Below are 18,898 nucleotides of genomic sequence, written 5' to 3' on the forward strand. Positions count from 1 at the left end.
GGACAACGACGGGCGATACTGCCAGAGCTCGTTCCATTCCTTTTTCAAGAGCAGGATGAATCATGCGAATGAGAGCAGGGGAAACGGCGAGGCGTATCAGCCAATGGGTCATGATTGCAGGGATCAGCCTCATCGCAATCGTCGCAGATGCGCAGGTTCAAACCAGACCTCAAACCATTGAAGAGATAAAAGCCTTGCTGGACTTTGTCGAACACAGTGAGTGTCAGTTTGTGCGCAATGGCAGCGAATACCCAGGTCCCCGTGCTCGAGCGCATCTGGAGAAAAAGCTGAATTATCTTGAAGCCAGGAACAGGGTGAACAGCGCAGAAGACTTCATCGATCTTGCTGCCACTCAAAGCAGCATCAGTGGGCGCGCCTATGAGGTGCGTTGTGCAGAACGCACAGAACCCGCCAGCAGCTGGTTGAAGAGGGAGCTCGACAGGCAACGGCAACTTCATTAACGGGCCTTGGAGATGAAGGCTTTGCCTGATGCTGGCGGCTGAATTTCATATAGCCCAAGTGTAGCTTTTTATTCCTAAAACGAAGTTCATATTAATTTTATAGTGCGTTTTAATCTAACCAGGCATTTCCTGATTGGAGCATTCGCACTTGAAGATCCCGACACATTTGACACTTGGCCTGGCGCTCGCCGTCAGTTGCGCTGCAGCCTTCGCCGGGCCCACCCTTGATCGCGTGACGCAAAAAGGTGAGCTCACCGGTGTCCTGATGGAGAGTTACCCGCCGTTCTCTTTTCTCAATGACCAGAACCAGCTCGACGGCTTCGATGTGGATGTCGCTAAAGCTGTGGCCGAGCGCCTTGGGGTCAAGCTGAAACTTGAAACACCTTCCTGGGACGTGATTGCCGCGGGGCACTGGAACGGTCGATACGACATCTGCGTGTGCTCGATGACACCGAGTAAGGCGCGGGCCGAAGTATTTGATTTCCCCGTGGAGTATTACCAGTCACCGGCGGTGATCGTGGTCAATGCGAAGGACAAGGACATCGTCACTGGCAAAGATTTGTCCGGCAAAAAAGTCGGTGTGATCAGTGCGTCGACTTATGAGGCCTATCTGAACAAGGATCTGGTCATTGAAGGCGCCGAGGACAAACCGTTGAGCTATCCGTTCGACAATGTCCAGATCGCCCCTTACGACAATGAAACCGTTGCCTTCCAGGATCTCGCACTGGGTACTGGCGTGCGCCTGGATGCCATGGTCACCAACCTCATCACCGCGCGTGAACGCATCGCTCAGGATCCGCGTTTCAAGATTGCCGGAGATCCACTGTATGCCGAGCCGAACGTCGTGGCGGTCGAGAAGGGCGATCCGCAATGGAATGCGAAAGTCACCGAGGTCATTGCGCAACTCAAGACTGACGGCACGCTGAGCAAAATATCCCGCAAGTGGATCGGTTCTGATATCAGCCAATGACAGCCATCAATCCGCATCCGGCCAAAGCGGCCGTCAGCCCGCAAAAGCAGCCGCCACTGACACGTCAGCTGTTCGGCTTTCGCACGCGCCTTTATCTGACCTGGGCGGCGCTGTCGGGTCTGGGCGTGTGGTTTTTCATGCGCTTCGATCTGAAGTTTTCGATCATTGTGGAAAAGTTGCCGAACCTGATCGGCCTGCATCTGGGGCCGAACGGGTTCTTGCAGGGCGCGGCGCTGACGATATTCCTGTGTTTCTGCTCGATCTGGTTTTCGTTATTGCTGGGCTTTGTCACCGCGCTGGCCAGACTGTCGAGCAGCGCCGTGGCGTTTGGTATCGCCAGCTTCTACGCCTCATTCTTTCGCGGCACGCCACTGTTGATCCAGATCCTGTTGATCTATCTGGGGCTGCCGCAGTTGGGCGTGGTGCCAGGCGCAATCAGCGCCGGGATCATCGCGCTGTCGCTCAACTACGGGGCTTATCTGAGTGAGATTTTCCGTGCCGGCATCCTCGCTGTTGCCCCAGGTCAGCGCGAAGCGGCAGCCGCACTGGGCCTGAGGCCGGCCGCGACGTTCATCCATATCATCCTGCCGCAAGCCATGCGCACGATCATTCCACCGACCACCAGCCAGTTCATTTCGATGCTCAAGGACTCGTCCCTGATTTCGGTCATGGGGGTTTGGGAAGTGATGTTTCTGGCGCAGTCGTACGGGCGCTCGTCCTACCGTTACATTGAAATGCTGACCACCGCAGCCGCCATCTATTGGCTGTTATCCATCGGTCTCGAACTGATCCAGCATCGCCTCGAACGCCATTACGGCAGAGGCTTCAAGCATCAGCGCTGAGCCATTCCGTTGAATGATTTCTTGCAGGAACCAAGATGTCCGATCCCAAACCTCTGCTTTTTGCACTCTATGAACAAGCCAGTGTCGGGTGCGGCGGTGCGCCGAGTCTGTGGACGCACCCGGCTGACGAACGCCTGGCGATCAACTCGCTGGGCTACTGGTCAAACCTGGCGCGGATTGCCGATCAGGCGCACCTCGATATGTTGTTCTTTGGTGATGTTCTGGGTTTCTACGATGTGTTCGGCGGCAATGCCGATGCGGCCATGAAATGGGCGGTGGAAGCACCGGCCAACGATCCGTTGATGATCATTCCGGCATTGGCGGCCGTGACGGAAAACCTGGCGTTTGGTGTCACGGTGACCACCAGTTATGAGCATCCGTTTACCCACGCCCGGCGCTTCAGCACGCTTGATCACCTCACCAATGGGCGAGTGGGCTGGAACATCGTCACCTCTTACTTGTCCAGTGCCGCCCGCAATTTCGGGCTGGAGCAAATGATCAAGCATGACGATCGCTATGAACGCGCCGAGGAGTTTCTCGACGTGGTGTACAAACTCTGGGAAGGCAGTTGGGCCGATGACGCCGTGGTTGCCGACAAGGCCCGCCAGCTGTATGCCAGAGGCGAGCGGGTGCGACCGATCAATCATGAGGGTGCGCACTATCGTGTGGCCGGGCCGCACCTGACCGCTCCGTCCCCGCAGCGCACCCCGTTGCTGATCCAGGCGGGCTGGTCGGGACGCGGTCGAGAATTCGCCGCCAAGCATGCGGAACTGATCTTCATCGCCAAATCCAACCCGCAGGACATCCGTCAGGGCCTGGAAGACATCTGGGCCCAGGCTCAGGCGCGGGGGCGTCAACGTGAGGACGTGAAATCGTTGACGGTATTGCGCATCGTCACGGCCAAAACCGAAATCGAAGCCCAGCGCAAATACGACGAGTTGCAAAGCAACTATCACTTGCAGGCACAACTGGTCAGTTACGCCGGCGACACCGGCATCGACATCAGCCGCTACGCCGACAGCGATGCACTCTCGACGCACACCGAAGGCCTGACCTCTTACGTGATGCGCCCCGATGGCAGTGGCAAGCCGCTGACGGCGGGTGATGTGAAAAAGCGCTTCGCCAGCGTTACCCGTGGCAGCGACCTGATTCTCGTCGGTACACCGCAGCAAGTCGCCGAGCGCATCGAAGAGCACGCGCGAATTTCCGGCACCAGCGGCTACATGCTCAACCCGTTGATCAGCCCAGGCAGCCTTGAGGACTTTGTCGAACTGGTTATTCCCGAATTGCAAAAGCGAGGGCTGTACCGTACTCAACCGCAGAGTGGCACTTTCCGCTCGCGGTTACGGGCAGATCACTCCAGTCACCTGCCAGCCTCGGCCTATGGGGCTTCGTTCCGCTTCGACAAGGCGCTTTATGGCTGACGCTATTTAACCGCATACACCTTGCGTACGTAGCGCGTGCTTTTCCAGGCGCACGGTGCCCCGCGCGCAACAAATACGCTGTCGCCGGTATTGACGGTCATGCTCGAGCCCTCAGGGGTCTGCAACGTTACGGTTCCTTCGATCAGGTACATCAGCTCATTGAGCTTGTGCGGGCGACCGTGACGTTCGTAGGGCGTCGAGTCCCACACGCCGACACGCAGATCGGTTGTGGCGTCTTCGAAGGCATTGCGTGAGCGGCATTGCGGTGCCGGACCGATCAGTATCTGCTGCTCCGGCGCGGCGGAGGGAGATAGGTGCGCCAGCGGGTCGAGCGGGGTCAGGCCGGGTGTCGCGGCTTCGGTGGCCATGGCGCAAAACGCCCATCGGGTGCCGGTCTTTGCTTCGATCCGCAGGGCCGTGCCGCGGCCGATGACCGCGCTGGTGCCAACGGCCAGTTGCAGCGTCCGCTCCCGGGTTTTCAACGTCACATGCCCCGCGTGAACCACGATCACCTCGGTGTGCGGGAAGTCCTCGATATCAAGGCTTTCGCCTGCTTCGACGATGCCTGCAGATATGCCGTCGCTCCCTGACCAGGCAACCTGACGTCCGGTCGAGAAAGGGTCTGCAGCGTTCAAGGGTTGCTGTTTGAAAGCGGTGTCGACGCGACTGCCATCGGCGCGAGCCAGCAGCATGATGCAAGGTTCGAACATACGGGTGAAGCTCCAGGTCTTGAGGGAATTTCATGGGGGGCGACCAGCGCCAGCCCGATAGTCAGCCGATGGCTTGGGTGACCAGGGCAAACTGCCGAACGCCATGGTGTGCCTGCGGTGCAGCACCGCGGGACATTTGGGCCACGGTGTCGACCTTTTTCAGGCCGGCGGCTTCCAGCCAATCGGCCAGGCCACAATCGGCTGGAATATCGATGCGCACAAAGGCGTCCGGTATCCCGGCCAGCAATGTCGCGATCAGATGTTGGGCCTGCCCAAGGTTTTCGGCGATCAACGGGCCGATGCAACGACCGCGACCGAACGGGCGCAGCAGGGCGAAGGCGCGCAACTGGCCGGCGCGCACAATGCCCACCGAATGCTCTACGACAGTGAACAGATCGCTGAGCACCGCTTGCCGATCCAGCCCGCTGCCGGCATTGGCCAGTTCCAGCACCCGCCCATGATCCGCCTCGTGCAGCGGGCGGCATTCCTCACCGTCTGCCAATGGTCCGGGCACGGGGGCTTGCGCCAGGCCCTGATGCTGCTGAATCCGGCCAAACTCGACAAAACCCTGGCTGGCATACAGCGGTGCGCCGGCCACGGTCGCATTCAATATCGCCGTGCTTGACTGGCAAGCCTGCAGCGCGTGTTCCATGAGCTTTCGCCCGATGCCCTGGCCCTGGTAATCGTCACTGACAATGACCAGGCCAATGGTCGTGAAATCACCTTGCGGGCAGGCGAACGCGGTGCCGATCAAACGCTCGCCATCGAGTACGACAAAGCCCTTGCTGACCCGTTGCAGCATGGCCCAGTCGTCAAGTCGATGGGGCCACTTCAATTGCACGGACAGGGCATGGGCCTTGGGCAGGTCGTCGGCAGTCATCGGCCGATAGACGTAGGAAGGGAGTGGGGTGGACATGGCGATTCTCCGATCAAGAGTGTGCGCTGGCGCCGGGTTTTGCGGCGAGGTGACGCCTGTATCCCATCTGGATGAAAGCCTGACAAGGGGGCAGGGAATATTCGGCAGATTCCGCGAAGCACGGTCCCGAAGACCACACTTACTACTTAATCCGGGCCTTGTGTCGGCAGCAAATGCTTGGGCCTTTTTACCCTATAAAAGGCTTGTACCGAGCCTCGTCGCTCAGGCGCAGGATGTACGTTCAATCGCCTCGATTCAGAACCGGGCTGAGATGCGCCGCAGCAACTGATGCCACGGCTGCGATGGGGCGCAGTTTCTGCGGGCAAAGTCGCTGCCCGAAGTCCAAAGCGGCTGATAAAGGTCCATAAGTGCGCATAAACCGGGGCTTTGCCCAAGGCTGGAGCGCACCGCAAAGTCTGCTGAGCGGCGTGACCAAAACGGTGATTTGTATCGAACGGAGGTCGCTTTTAACGCCATCTGCTGATTTCACGGTGTTGTAATGACGGTGTGCTGCAGCGTTGCATCGCTACTGCGCAAACCAGGCAAATGCTTGTAGCGCCATTGACCTCAACGAACTTCAGGAACGCACTCAATGAGCTTTCTTCGCCCCAAATTCATTACCTTCGACTGCTACGGAACGCTGACCAATTTCCACATGGGCACGATGACCCGCGAACTCTTCGCCGATCGCGTTCCCGCTGAGCAGATGGATCAGTTCGTCAAGGATTTCTCGGCCTATCGCCTGGACCAGGTCATGGGCGACTGGATGCCGTATGACGAGATTCTCAAGACCGCTCTGGCGCGTACCTGCGAGCGTTGGGGAATCGAATACCGCGAAGAAGGCCAGCTGTATTACGACGCCGTTCCGACCTGGGGCCCGCACCCGGACGTACCGGCCGGCCTGTCGAAAATCGCCGACAAGATTCCCCTGGTGATTTTCTCCAACGCCAGCAACAGCCAGATCATGTCAAACGTCGAAAAACTCGGCGCACCTTTTCACAAAGTCTTCACGGCTGAACAGGCACAAGCCTACAAACCACGTCTGGCGGCGTTCGAGTACATGCTCGACAACCTCAACTGCGGCCCGGAAGACATCTTGCATGTGTCCTCCAGCTTCCGTTACGACCTGATGCCGGCCCACGACATGAAGATCAAGAACAAGGCCTTCGTCGCCCGTGGCCACGAAGTACCGGGCAACGCCTTCTACAGCTACCACCAGATCCCGGACATCGGCGGTCTGGCCGCACTGGTCGGCCTGTAACGACATCCTCATTGGCAAAGGCGGGATTGAACATGGGCAGTGAATCCTACTGGCTCGACAGCGCACCGGCCTTCACCGGCGCACAGCTCGGCGGGTTGCCCGGGCAAGTCGATGTGGCCATCGTCGGTGGCGGTTTCACCGGGCTGGCGGCGGCCCGGGCCTTGGCGCTCAAGGGCGCCAGTGTGGTGGTGCTGGAAGCCGGGCGCGTGATCGGCGAGGCTTCGGGACGCAATGGCGGGCAGTGCAACACGGGGGTGGCGCAAGATTACGCCAGCCTCAGCGCCAGCCTCGGTGCCGACCGGGCCAAAGCCTATTACCAGGCTTACGAAAGTGCCGTGCAAAGCGTTGTCTCGTTGGTCGAGCAGGAGCAGATCGCCTGTGACCTGTTGCGCAACGGCAAGCTGAAACTGGCGGCAAAACCGCTGCACTACGAAGGGCTGGCCCGCACCTGCGAGCTGATTCGCAACGAAGTCGATGCCGATGTTGAATTGCTGTCTGCCGAACAGACCCGCACCGAAGTCAACTCTGCGCAGTTCCATGGCGGCCTGTTGCAGCGCAATGGCGTGCAGATGCACGTCGGGCGTTTCGGCGTCGGTCTGGCAGAAGCGGCGGTGCGTCACGGCGCGCTGATCCATGAGGGCACCTCGGTGCTCGACTGGAAAGCCCGGGCTGGTGGTTATCAGGTCAACACCAGCCAGGGATCGCTGCACGCCGGGCAGATTCTGCTGGCGACCGGTGCCTGTCAGCACGGTGGTCTGGGCTGGTATCGGCGGCGGATTGTGCCGGTGGGCAGCTTCGTCATTGCCACCGAGGTTCTGCCGCGGACGCTGATCGACCAGTTGCTGCCGGGGCGCCGCGCTTATGTCACCAGTCGAATGATCGGTAACTACTTCCGCCTGACCCCGGACAACCGCCTGCTGTTTGGCGGGCGCGCGCGGTTTGCCATGTCCGACAGTGTCAACGATGCCAAGAGTGGCAAGGTGCTGCAGGCGGCGATGATCCAGATGTTCCCGCAGCTGGCCGGCGTCAGGATCGATTACTGCTGGGGCGGCCTGGTAGACATGACCTCCGACCGTTTGCCGCGAGCCGGCCAGCACGGCGGCGTGTTCCATTCGATGGGCTACAGCGGCCACGGCGTGCAGATGTCGGTGCACATGGGGCAGGTGATGGCCGATGTGATGGCGGGCAATGCCGAGGCCAACCCCTGGCGTGAACTCGACTGGCCGGCGATCCCCGGGCATTTCGGCAAGCCGTGGTTCCTGCCTTTCGTGGGCGCCTATTACCGCTTTCAGGACTATTTGCATTGAGCTGATGCTGTGGCTTTACCGTCGTTTGCGTTTCCAGGACGTTCCGGCCAACCGGAACACTTGAGCCTTCTTAATTTCGACAGGTAGCACTGAAATGACTGATCACAAGAACGACTCACCTCTGATCTCGGGCGAAGAAAGCCTGCGGGTGTTCGAAGGCCTCAATCGCGGCATGTCACGCCGTCACGCGTTGCAAATGCTCGGCGTGGCCGGTGTAGCGGCTGCCGGCGCCGGCAGCCTGTTCGGTGCCGCGGGCAAGCTGTTGGCCGACGATACGGCGACGCCGGGCAAAGGCAAGCAGGGTGGGCGCATACGTGTCGCCGGCATGTCCAGCTCCACCGCCGATACCCTCGACCCCGCCAAAGGCGCGCTGTCCACCGACTATGTGCGGCACTACATGTTCTACAACGGCCTGACCCGTTTCGACGCGCACCTGGTGCCGCAACTGGAACTGGCCGAGCGCATCGATAACACCGACGCGACCCTGTGGACGATCACCCTGCGCAAGGACGTGACTTTCCACAACGGCAAAACCCTCAGCGCGGCCGACGTGGTGTTCTCGCTGTCACGCCACAAGGATCCGCTGACCGGCTCCAAAGTCATGCCGCTGATGGAGCAGTTCGCCGAAATCAAGGCCACAGGGGCCAACGAAGTACAGATTCGCCTGACTGCCCCGAACGCCGAATTGCCGTCGATTCTGGCCGTCTCGCATCTGCTGATCGTTCCCGAAGGCACCACTGACTTCAACCAGGGCGTTGGCACCGGACCGTTCAAGGTCAAGGAGTTCAAACCGGGTGTACGTTCGGTCGCCGCACGCAACACCGGCTACTGGAAGCCTGGCCTGCCGTACCTCGACGAAATCGAATTCATTGCCATCGGCGACGAGCCGTCGCGGGTCAACGCGCTCCTGTCCGGCGACGTGCACATGATCAACGAGGTCAACCCGCGCTCCACCGACCGGATCAAGGCCAGCGCCAGACACCGGGTCGTTGATGCGCCGTCGGGCAACTACACTGATTTGATCATCCGTCAGGATCAGCTGCCGGGTCAGAACGCCGATTTCACCCAGGCGATGAAGTGCCTGCTCGATCGCGAACAGATCAAGTCGGCGGTGTTTCGCGGCTTTGCCGTGGTCGGCAACGATCATCCGATCGCGCCCGGCTCGCGCTACTACAACAGCGACCTGCCGCAAACAGTCTACGACCCGGAAAAAGCCAAATTCCTGCTGAAAAAAGCGGGCATGGAAAACATCAGCATGGAGCTGTTTGCGTCGCCTGCCGCAACGGGTTCCGTCGATATCGCAGTGCTGTTGCAGCAGTCGGCCAAACAGGCCGGGCTCAAACTCGACGTCAAACGCCTGCCGAGCGACGGCTACTGGTCCAACCACTGGATGAAGCACCCGATCAGCTTCGGCAACATCAACCCACGCCCGAACGCCGACGTGATGTTCTCGCAGTTCTTCCAGTCGAAGGCGCCGTGGAACGAGTCCGGCTGGAAGAACGAACAGTTCGATCAGTTGCTGATGCTCGCCCGCGGCGAAACCGACGATGCCAAGCGCGGCAAGATGTACGCGGACATGCAGACCCTGGTGCACGACCACTGTGGCATCGGCATACCGGTGTTCATCAGCAACATCGACGGCGTCGATCAACGGATCAAGGGCTACGGCAGCAACCCGCTCGGCGGCTTCATGGGTTACATGTTCGCCGAGCAGGTCTGGCTGGACGCTTGAACAGAGCCGTCGAAATGAACGGCAAGCCAGGTGCAGGAGGGTAGGCGATGAATAGCAGCACACTGTGGTTGATCGGTCGACGGCTGGGCGCCGCGATCGTGACTTTGTTGATCGTATCGATGGTCGTGTTCGCGATCACGGCGGTACTGCCTGGAGACGCGGCGCAACAATCCCTTGGCCAGTTTGCCACCCCGGAACAGGTGGCGGCGCTGCGTCTGAAACTGGGGCTCGATCAACCCGGTGTGGTGCGTTACCTGCACTGGTTGATGAGCCTGCTCAGTGGCGATATGGGCGTGTCGGTATCCAACGCGATGCCGGTCGTCGAGCTGATGGCCGGGCGCGTGCCCAACACCTTGATGCTGGCGGCCGCCACGGCGCTGGTGTCGGTGCCGGTGGCGCTGGTTCTCGGCATCGGCTCGGCGATGGGTCGTGGCGGGCGGATCGACAGTGTCTTGAGTTTCACCACCCTGGCCATGGTCGCGGTGCCAGAGTTTCTGGTGGCGACCCTCGCGGTGCTGATCTTTGCGGTAAACCTGGGCTGGTTGTCGGCGCTGTCCTATGCCAGCGACATCACTTCACCGTGGCAATTCATGCGCACCTACGCCTTGCCGGTGATGACGCTGTGCTGCGTGATCGTTGCGCAAATGGCGCGGATGACACGCGCGGCAGTAATCGACCAGCTCGACAGTCCCTACGTGGAAATGGCCCGGCTCAAAGGCGTCAGTCCGATGCGCATCGTACTGCGCCACGCTTTGCCCAATGCCATCGGGCCGATCGCCAATGCGATTGCGCTGAGCTTGTCGTATCTGCTCGGCGGGGTGGTGATTGTCGAAACCATCTTCAACTATCCCGGCATCGCCAGCCTGATGGTCGATGCCGTGACCAACCGTGACATGGCACTGGTGCAGGCCTGCACCATGTTGTTCTGTACGGCTTATCTGGGTCTGGTGCTGATTGCCGACCTGTGCGCGATTCTGTCCAATCCGAGGCTGAGAAACCAATGAACAATCTCATTGTGAAATCGACGCCCGCGGCCCCCGATCTGTCAGCCGGCAAGGTGTCTCACGGGCCCGCGTGGCTGGGACTCATCGGCGCCGCCATCTGCGTTATCTGGCTGCTGGTCGCGTTGTTCGGCCCGTGGCTGGCGCCGCACCCGGTCGGCGAGGTGGTCTCGGGCAACGTGTTCGACAACATCAGCGCGGTGTACCCGTTCGGCACTGATTATTTGGGCCGCGACATGCTCAGCCGGGTGCTCGTCGGCGCACGTTTCACCGTGGGCCTGGCGTTGATTGCGGCGGTGCTGGCCAGTGCGCTGGGCACCGGTTGTGCGCTGCTGTCGGTGGTGTCGCCGAAGTGGCTGGACGAAGTGATCAGCCGCTTGATGGACGCCTTTATCTCGATCCCGAGCAAGATGCTCGCGTTGATCATGGTTTCGGCATTCGGCTCTTCAGTGACCCTGCTGATCAGCACGGCAGTGTTGAGCTTCGCCCCGGGCGCGTTCCGTATCGCCCGCAGCATGGCGGTGAACATCGAAGCGCTGGAGTATGTGCAGGTCGCCCGAACCCGTGGCGAGCGGCGCTTGTACATCGCCTGCGTGGAGATCCTGCCGAATATGCTCAACCCGGTGCTGACTGACCTGGGCTTGCGGTTTGGTTTCATCGTGCTGCTGCTCAGCGGCATGAGTTTTCTCGGGCTGGGCGTGCAACCGCCGGATGCCGACCTCGGTTCGCTGGTGCGGGAAAACATCGGCGGCCTCAATCAGGGTGCGCCGGCCATCGTCATCCCGGCGCTGGCCATCGGCACCCTGACCATCGGCGTGAATCTGTTTATCGACAGAGTGTCGTCGCGACGCAGTCGCCGCACGGGAGGCCATTGAAATGACCCAATTGATTCGAGTTGAAGACCTGCGCGTGGTCGCTTGCGGCGAACACGGGGAAACCGAAATCGTCAAAGGCGTGAGCTTTGCCCTGGAACAAGGTGAAGTGCTGGCGTTGATCGGCGAGTCGGGCTCGGGCAAGACCACCATTGCCCTCGCTCTGTTGGGGTATGCCCGACGGGGCTGTCGGTTGTCCGGCGGCGTGGTACAGGTCGGCGAGCACAACATGCTCGCGCTCAGCGAGCAGCAATTGCAGGGCCTGCGCGGTAATCGGGTGTCGTATATCGCGCAGAGCGCTGCGGCGGCTTTCAACCCGGCGAAGAAGCTGATCGACCAAGTGGTGGAGGGCGCGTTGATTCATGGCCTCGGCACCCGCGCCGCCCTTGAGGCCAAGGCCATTGAACTGTTCCGCGACCTGGCCCTGCCGGACCCGGATCACATCGGCCAGCGTTACCCGCATCAGGTGTCCGGCGGGCAACTGCAGCGGGTGATGGCGGCAATGGCGCTGATCAGTGATCCGTTGCTGGTCATCCTCGACGAACCGACCACGGCGCTCGATGTGACGACCCAGATCGACGTGTTGCGAGCGTTCAAACGCGTGGTGCGTGACCGTGGCGCGACAGCGGTGTATGTGTCCCATGACCTGGCCGTGGTGGCGCAAATGGCCGATCAGATTGTCGTGCTCAATGGCGGTCAGATCTTCGAACAAAGCGCCACGGCGGCGCTGCTCAAAGGCCCGCGTCATGAATACACCCGCAGTTTGCTGGCCGCCGCGCGGCCGGACACGACGATCCGCCCACCTGGCGGTATTGCCGAAGAAACCCCGCTGCTGACCATTCGCGGCCTGACTGCCGGTTACGGCAACAAGAACACCCAGGGCATGCCGGCCATTCGTGTACTGGAAGACATTGATCTGACCGTGCGCCGGGGCCAGGCGATTGGCGTGATCGGCGAGTCGGGTTCGGGCAAGTCAACGCTGGCCCGCGTGGTGGCCGGCCTGCTCACGCCGGCATTGGGCGGGCTGACCTTTGACGGGCAACCGCTGGGCGGTTGTCTGGCCGAACGCAGCGACGAGCAATTCCGGCGGATCCAGATGGTGTTCCAGAACGCCGACACGGCGCTCAATCCGATGCACAGCATCAGCACGATTCTGAGTCGGCCGCTGAAGATGTATTTCAACCTCAAAGGCGCGGCGTTGCGCGAGCGTATCGGCGAATTGCTGGATCTGGTGCGCCTGCCGCGAGCCCTGGCCGAGCGTCGTCCGAGCGAGTTATCCGGCGGGCAGAAACAGCGGGTGAACCTGGCGCGGGCACTGGCGGCCAAACCCGATCTGATCCTCTGCGATGAAGTGACCTCGGCGCTGGACACCGTGGTCGGTGCCGCGATTCTCGAATTGCTCCGCGACTTGCGTCAGCAGCTCGGCGTGTCCTACCTGTTCATCAGTCATGACATCTCCACCGTGCGCGCGCTGTGCGATGACGTGGTGGTGATGTACAGCGGCCACAAGGTTCAGGCCGGCAGCCGCCAGTCGTTTGCGCAGGCACCGTTCCATCCCTACACCGATCTGTTGATTCACTCGGTGCCGGAGCTGCGCCAGGGCTGGCTGGAAACCTGCGGGACGACTTGCGGCGAACTGCCGCCCATCGGGCCCAAAGCCAATGTCGCCGAACTGTGCACTTTCCTCAATCGCTGCCCGGTGCGCGTCGATGGCCTGTGCAACCGCACGGCACCCAACCGCCGAATCATCGACGGTGGCAGTGAAATTCTTTGCCACCACGACAGCGTCGAACTGCTGAAAACCCAGCGGGACGTGACCACCTTGAATCAGGGAGCCTATGCATGAGTGCTCGTTTTGTGAGACTGGCCGAGCAGGGTCGGGTGACCGTCGGGTTGACCGTGGATGGCGTGCCCATCCAGGCGTTGCAGGGCGACACACTGATGGTCGCATTGCTCACTCAGGGCAATGCGCTGCGCCAGTCGGAGTTCGATGCCGGTCGACGTGCCGGGTTCTGCCTGATGGGCGCCTGCCAGGATTGCTGGGTGTGGACGCGCAGCGGCGAACGTCTGCGTGCGTGCTCCAGTGAAGTCCGTGAAGGGCTGGATCTCGTCACCACACAACCGGAGGCGACATGGCCACTGCACGGGTAGTTATCGTCGGCGCCGGCCCTGCGGGGATTCGCTGCGCCGAGACGTTGGTGAAGGCCGGCATCAAGCCGGTCCTGATCGATGAAAATCGCCGCGACGGCGGCCAGATCTATCGGCGCCAACCCGAAGGTTTCACCCGCGACTACCGCGCGCTGTACGGCACTGAAGCGGCCAAGGCGCGCGACCTGCACGAGAGTTTCGAGCGCTTGCGCCCACACATCGATTACCGCCCTGACACACTGGTGTGGAATCTGGTGCCCAAGCAGTTGTGCTGCGTCAGTCAGGGGCACCATACGACGGTGGACTACGACGCGCTGATCCTCTGCACCGGCGCCACGGATCGTTTGATGCCCATTGAAGGCTGGCAGCTGGCGGGCACCTACAGCCTCGGCGGGGCGCAGATCGCGCTCAAGTCGCAGGCGGTTTCTATCGGTCATCGCGTGGTGTTCATGGGCAGCGGCCCGCTGTTGTATCTGGTGGCCAGTCAGTACGTGAAGGCCGGCGCCAACGTCGCCGCGGTGCTTGATACATCACCGATGAGCAAACGCATTGTGGCGCTGCCGAAGATGCTCGCGCGGCCCGGGGTGTTGCTCACCGGGATGAAACTGTTGGCGCAGTTGTACCAGGCAAAAATTCCGGTGCACCTGGGGATCAAGCCGGAGCAGATATCGGGAGATGCCACTAGCGGCGTCAGTGGCGTGCGCGTGCGCTCAGCCAAAGGCGAAAACCTGGACATCGATTGCGATGCCGTGGCCCTGGGGTATCACTTGCGTCCGGAAACCCAACTGGCCGATCTGGCCGGGTGCCGCAAGCGTTTTGATGAAGCATCCGGCCAATGGTGGCTGGCGCTTGATGAAGAGGGCCGCACTTCGGTTAGCGGTGTGTATGCCGCCGGCGACGGGGCAAAGATCCGCGGCGCCGATGCGGCTGAACATGCCGGACGTCTGGTGGCGATGGCTCTGTTGGAGGATCAGCAACAACCGGTGGATGCCGGTTTGCGCGCGGAGCAACGGCGCGCACTGGCGTTGATGGATCAGTTCCGCCTCGGTCTGGCGCAGGCATTTCCCTGGCCCGCCGAACAGGCCCGGGCGTTGCCGGATTCGGCGATCGTCTGTCGCTGCGAGATGATCAGCGCGGGCGAACTGCGCCGTACGGTCAGTGAAAAGGGCGCGTGTGAAGTCAATCGGGCCAAGGCCTTCAGTCGGGTCGGCATGGGCCGTTGCCAGGGCCGCTACTGCTCCCAGGCCGGCGCCGAAGTGATTGCCGCCGCGGCCGGCGTCAGTGTGCAGCAGGTCGGCCGTCAACGCGGTCAGGCCCCCGTCAAACCGTTGCCGATGGTGATCATCGAGGAGCCGTCATGAACCCGCAGAAAAGTGATGTATTGATTATCGGCGGCGGCATCATGGGCGCGGCGTCAGCGTTTTTCCTGCGTCAGCGCGGGCACTCCGTGACGCTGCTCGAGCGCGACCTGATTGGCCAATACGCCAGCGGCGTCAATTTCGGTAACGTACGGCGTCAGGGTCGTTATCTGGGGCAACTGGAATTGGCCAACCGTTCGTTTGCGCTGTGGAAGCGCTTGCCGGAGCTGATTGACGACGATCTGGAATTCATCGCCAGCGGCCACATGCGCGTGTGTTACCGCGAAGACGAAATTGCCGAGCTCGAGGCGTATGCCGCTGCACCGGAGGCGGCCCAACTGGATCTGCAGGTCTATCGCGGCGCTGAACTGCATCGGCGCTTTCCGTTTCTGGGACCGGACGTGAAGGGGGGCTCCTACGCGCCGCATGACGGTCACGCCAACCCGCGTCTGGCGGCGCCGGCATTTGCCCGGGCGGCGCGGCGGATCGGTGCGCGTATCGAAGAACAGACCGAAGTGGCCCAAGTGCAGAAAAATGCAGGCGAGTTCAGCGTCACCACCACCGATGGCCGGCAATACCGCGCCGCACAACTGCTGATCACCGCCGGGGCCTGGGGCGAGAAACTGTCCGCGCAGTTCGGCGAACCGGTTCCGCTGGACACCCATGGCCCGCAGATGGCGGTGACGGAACCGGTGCCGTACGCCTTGCCGACGGTGATCGGTGTATTCACCAAGATCCCTGAGGAAGTCATTTATTTCCGGCAGATTCCACGCGGCAACATCATCATTGGCGGCGGCTATCGCAGCAAACCGGACATGGTCAATCGCCGCGCCTATGTCGAGCCACGCAGCATCCTCAACCAGATCCGGCAAATGCGCCGACTGCTGCCGGGCGTCGGCAATCTGAACATCATTCGAGTCTGGAGCGGCATCGAAAGCTATCTGCCGGACTCGCTGCCGATCATGGGGCCAAGCGGTACGGTCGATGGTCTGTATTACGCGTTCGGCTTCTGTGGCCATGGCTTCCAGTTAGGGCCGGGCGTCGGTGACGTCATGGCTGAATTGATCAGTACCGGCAGTACCTCCACGTTGATTGAACCCTTTTCCATACGCCGGTTCGCCCCCCTGGCCGAACAACGGAGCAAAGCCTCATGAAACCCCGTGTACTGGAGATTCTCAAACGATTGATTGCGTTCGATACCGTGTCGTCGGAATCGAACATGGCGTTGATCGAGTACGTTCGCGAGTTGCTGCTGAGCAAGGGCATCGAGTCGCTGATCGTCAAGGACGAAAGCGGCAAGAAGGCCAATCTGTTTGCCAGTACCGGTCCGAAAGACCAACCGGGCATTCTGCTGTCCGGACACACCGACGTGGTGCCAGCAGCGGGGCAGGCGTGGACTGTTCCACCGTTCCAGCTGACGGAGCAGAACGGGCGGGTTTACGGGCGCGGCAGTTGCGACATGAAAGGCTTTATCGCCCTGTCCATCGACGCGATGCTTGACGCTGCTGAACATTCCCTCAGCCGTCCGCTGCAACTGGCGCTGTCACACGACGAGGAAATCGGCTGCGTTGGCGTGCGGCGTTTGCTCGATGTGCTGCACCTGGCGCCGGTGCGACCGTTCCTGTGCCTGATCGGCGAACCGACCAACATGCAGTTTGTGCTGGGGCACAAGGGCAAGGGCTCGTACCGCACTTATTGTCGGGGGCTGGAGGCGCATTCTTCGCTGGCGCCGCGCTCGGTCAACGCGATCCACGTGGCCTGCGATTTCATTGCTGCGTTGCGTGAATCCCAGCGCCAACTGCAGGAGCAGGGCGCCCGGGATGCCGATTACGACGTGCCTTACACCACCGTGCACGTCGGCCAGATCGGCGGTGGCCGGGCGCTGAATATCGTGCCGAACCTTTGCACGGTGGATTTTGAGGTGCGCAATTTGCCGGCCGATGATCTGGAACAGATTCTCGCCCAGATGCAGGAGCGTGCCGAGGTGATCGTGCGCGAGGCGCAGAAGCTCTCAAGTGTGGCGGCCATCGAGATTGAAACGGTCAACGTCTATCCCGGACTGGACACCCACCCGAGCGTCGAAGCGGTACGTTTTCTGAAAAATTTCGCGGCGCCGGATACCGCGACGTCCAAGGTTTCGTTCGGTACGGAAGGCGGGTTGTTCAAGCAGCGTCTGGATGTGCCGGTGGTTGTCTGTGGGCCAGGATCGATCGAGCAGGCGCACAAGCCGGACGAGTTTATCGAGATCAGCCAGATGGAGGCGGGGGAGCGCTTTCTGGAGGGTTTGCTCGGTTCGCTGAAACGATAGGAAACAGCAATTCTGCTGTTCCACCGTCAATTTCAGCAGCCGACACTGTCCGCTACGCGCTTTCAGCATCCTTATCCGTCGAGTCTCCCTAGACTGGAATCTGTCTCGGATCAGGACTCGACCATGCTCAAGAATCGTTTGAAAGACCCCGGTCTTCTCGCAGAACTCGCTTATGTGAACGGCCAGTGGATCGGCGCCGATGACCGCGCGACCCTGGATGTCGTCGACCCGGCCAGCGGCGAATTGATCGGCCGCGTGCCCGCCATGCAAGGCGTGGAAACCCGACGCGCCATCGCCGCCGCCGAACAGGCCTGGCCCGCCTGGCGGGCACGACCGGCCGCCGAACGAGCGGCGCTGCTGGAGCGTTGGTATCAGGCGATGATCGACAACCTCGATGATCTGGCGCTGATCATGACCTGCGAACAAGGCAAGCCGCTGAATGAAGCCAAAGGTGAAATCCGCTACGGTGCGGGTTTCGTCAAATGGTTTGCCGAAGAGGCTCGGCGGATTTACGGCGAAACCATGCCGGCGCCCAGCGGCGACCGCCGACTGTTGACCCTCAAGCAACCGGTGGGTGTCTGCGCGGCGATCACGCCGTGGAATTTCCCCAACGCGATGATTACCCGCAAGTGTGCACCGGCTCTGGCGGCGGGGTGCCCGATCATCGTCAAGCCGTCGGATCTGACGCCGCTGTCAGCGCTCGCGTTGGCGGTGTTGGCTGAGCGCGTCGGCATTCCGGCCGGGGTGTTCAATGTGCTGACCGGCATGCCCGCCGGGATTGGCGAAGAGCTGACCGGCAACCCGACAGTGCGCAAGATTTCCTTCACCGGTTCCACTGCGGTGGGCCGTTTGCTGATGCGCCAGAGTGCCGAACACATCAAGCGATTGAGCCTGGAACTCGGCGGCAACGCACCGTTCATTGTGTTTGACGACGCTGATCTTGAGCAGGCGATTACCGGGATCATGCTGAGCAAGTTTCGCAACGCCGGGCAGACCTGCGTCTGCGCCAACCGGATTCTGGTACAGGACGGCATTTACCCGCGTTTTGCCCAGCGTCTGGTCGAGGAGGTCGGCAAGCTCAAGGTCGGCAATGGCCTGCAAGACAACGTGACCATCGGCCCGCTGATCAACAAGGCGGCCGTGAGCAAGGTCGCCCGCCACATCGATGATGCCTTGAGCCAGGGCGCGCAGTTGCTCTGCGGCGGCGTTCCCGAGGGTGACAGTCAATTTGTGCAACCGACGGTGCTTGGCGGTGCCCACGCCGGCATGCTCCTGGCCAACGAAGAAACCTTCGGCCCCGTCGCGCCGCTGATGCGGTTCACCGACGAAACCGAAGCCTTGGCCCTGGCCAACGCCACACCGTTTGGCCTCGGCGCCTATTACTTCACTCAAGACTTGCGGCGTTCATGGCGTTTCGGCGAGGCGCTGGAATTCGGCATGGTTGGCCTCAACACCGGAATCATCTCCATGGAAGTCGCGCCGTTCGGCGGCATCAAGCAATCGGGGCTGGGTCGTGAAGGCAGCAAATACGGTCTTGACGAATACCTTGAAGTCAAAGCCTTCCACATCGGCGGCTTGTAACTTCACA

At 61.2% G+C, this 18,898-nt stretch carries 17 protein-coding genes; 15 read left to right on the forward strand and 2 right to left on the reverse strand.

The features are described from left to right. Positions 1-62 precede the first annotated feature (62 nt). The 4 genes from ACTJK9_RS04810 (at position 63) to ACTJK9_RS04825 (ending at position 3,697) form a co-directional block, all read left to right on the forward strand. Entirely contained in the window at positions 63-461 is a 399-nt protein-coding gene (locus tag ACTJK9_RS04810) for a DUF5329 domain-containing protein (RefSeq protein WP_221397372.1), read from the forward strand. Between the two features lie 148 nt (positions 462-609). Continuing rightward, positions 610-1,431, forward strand: coding sequence for an ABC transporter substrate-binding protein (locus ACTJK9_RS04815; protein ID WP_039768560.1), 822 nt, complete (start codon positions 610-612; stop codon positions 1,429-1,431). After that, the gene (locus ACTJK9_RS04820; RefSeq protein ID WP_440812545.1) at positions 1,428-2,273 is read left to right on the forward strand and encodes an amino acid ABC transporter permease; all 846 of its coding nucleotides are present in this window, start codon (positions 1,428-1,430) and stop codon (positions 2,271-2,273) included. The genes ACTJK9_RS04815 and ACTJK9_RS04820 overlap by 4 nt, the downstream gene beginning before the upstream one ends. A gap of 35 nt (positions 2,274-2,308) precedes the next feature. Continuing rightward, positions 2,309-3,697: an LLM class flavin-dependent oxidoreductase gene (locus tag ACTJK9_RS04825; protein WP_085610321.1), complete on the forward strand. Its 1,389-nt coding sequence runs from the start codon at positions 2,309-2,311 to the stop codon at positions 3,695-3,697. 2 nt (positions 3,698-3,699) lie between these two features. Here ACTJK9_RS04825 and ACTJK9_RS04830 read toward each other — a convergent pair whose 3' ends face one another. Together ACTJK9_RS04830 and ACTJK9_RS04835 are read right to left on the reverse strand one after the other, a co-directional pair. Beyond that, positions 3,700-4,407, reverse strand: a complete 708-nt coding sequence (locus ACTJK9_RS04830; RefSeq protein WP_440812548.1) for a cupin domain-containing protein — start codon at positions 4,405-4,407, stop codon at positions 3,700-3,702. A gap of 61 nt (positions 4,408-4,468) precedes the next feature. Beyond that, positions 4,469-5,323 carry a GNAT family N-acetyltransferase gene (locus tag ACTJK9_RS04835; protein WP_085610319.1) on the reverse strand — a complete coding sequence of 285 codons (855 nt, stop codon included), beginning with the start codon at positions 5,321-5,323 and terminating at the stop codon, positions 4,469-4,471. Between the two features lie 592 nt (positions 5,324-5,915). On the opposite strand from ACTJK9_RS04835, the gene ACTJK9_RS04840 reads away from it, so the two are divergent. The 11 genes from ACTJK9_RS04840 to ACTJK9_RS04890 all read left to right on the forward strand — a co-directional run bounded on the left by ACTJK9_RS04840 (position 5,916) and on the right by ACTJK9_RS04890 (position 18,891). Then, a complete protein-coding gene (locus tag ACTJK9_RS04840; RefSeq protein WP_440812550.1) occupies positions 5,916-6,584 on the forward strand; it encodes a haloacid dehalogenase type II in 669 nt (222 codons plus the stop codon). A 32-nt stretch (positions 6,585-6,616) separates the two neighbouring features. Then, positions 6,617-7,891 carry an NAD(P)/FAD-dependent oxidoreductase gene (locus tag ACTJK9_RS04845; protein ID WP_221397368.1) on the forward strand — a complete coding sequence of 425 codons (1,275 nt, stop codon included), beginning with the start codon at positions 6,617-6,619 and terminating at the stop codon, positions 7,889-7,891. A gap of 94 nt (positions 7,892-7,985) precedes the next feature. After that, complete coding sequence (locus ACTJK9_RS04850; RefSeq protein WP_440812553.1) at positions 7,986-9,623, forward strand: ABC transporter substrate-binding protein; 1,638 nt, start codon at positions 7,986-7,988, stop codon at positions 9,621-9,623. 47 nt (positions 9,624-9,670) lie between these two features. Next, positions 9,671-10,627, forward strand: coding sequence for an ABC transporter permease (locus ACTJK9_RS04855; RefSeq protein ID WP_039768548.1), 957 nt, complete (start codon positions 9,671-9,673; stop codon positions 10,625-10,627). Then, complete coding sequence (locus ACTJK9_RS04860; protein ID WP_039768547.1) at positions 10,624-11,499, forward strand: ABC transporter permease; 876 nt, start codon at positions 10,624-10,626, stop codon at positions 11,497-11,499. The genes ACTJK9_RS04855 and ACTJK9_RS04860 overlap by 4 nt, the downstream gene beginning before the upstream one ends. Position 11,500: 1 nt before the next feature. Then, positions 11,501-13,342 carry an ABC transporter ATP-binding protein gene (locus tag ACTJK9_RS04865; protein ID WP_440812556.1) on the forward strand — a complete coding sequence of 614 codons (1,842 nt, stop codon included), beginning with the start codon at positions 11,501-11,503 and terminating at the stop codon, positions 13,340-13,342. Continuing rightward, positions 13,339-13,647: a (2Fe-2S)-binding protein gene (locus tag ACTJK9_RS04870; RefSeq protein WP_221397364.1), complete on the forward strand. Its 309-nt coding sequence runs from the start codon at positions 13,339-13,341 to the stop codon at positions 13,645-13,647. The genes ACTJK9_RS04865 and ACTJK9_RS04870 overlap by 4 nt, the downstream gene beginning before the upstream one ends. After that, positions 13,629-15,005, forward strand: a complete 1,377-nt coding sequence (locus ACTJK9_RS04875; protein ID WP_440812560.1) for an FAD-dependent oxidoreductase — start codon at positions 13,629-13,631, stop codon at positions 15,003-15,005. Before ACTJK9_RS04870 ends, ACTJK9_RS04875 begins: the two co-directional genes overlap by 19 nt. After that, positions 15,002-16,156 carry an NAD(P)/FAD-dependent oxidoreductase gene (locus tag ACTJK9_RS04880; RefSeq protein WP_440812563.1) on the forward strand — a complete coding sequence of 385 codons (1,155 nt, stop codon included), beginning with the start codon at positions 15,002-15,004 and terminating at the stop codon, positions 16,154-16,156. Before ACTJK9_RS04875 ends, ACTJK9_RS04880 begins: the two co-directional genes overlap by 4 nt. Then, positions 16,153-17,310, forward strand: a complete 1,158-nt coding sequence (gene argE / locus ACTJK9_RS04885) for an acetylornithine deacetylase (protein WP_085610311.1) — start codon at positions 16,153-16,155, stop codon at positions 17,308-17,310. Before ACTJK9_RS04880 ends, argE begins: the two co-directional genes overlap by 4 nt. Before the next feature lie 123 nt (positions 17,311-17,433). Further along, positions 17,434-18,891, forward strand: coding sequence for an NAD-dependent succinate-semialdehyde dehydrogenase (locus ACTJK9_RS04890; protein ID WP_440812566.1), 1,458 nt, complete (start codon positions 17,434-17,436; stop codon positions 18,889-18,891). The last annotated feature ends 7 nt before the right edge of the window (positions 18,892-18,898 follow it).

Origin of the sequence: Pseudomonas sp. 22082, assembly GCF_052046055.1 — a bacterium.
Taxonomy (GTDB): domain Bacteria; phylum Pseudomonadota; class Gammaproteobacteria; order Pseudomonadales; family Pseudomonadaceae; genus Aquipseudomonas; species Aquipseudomonas pharyngis.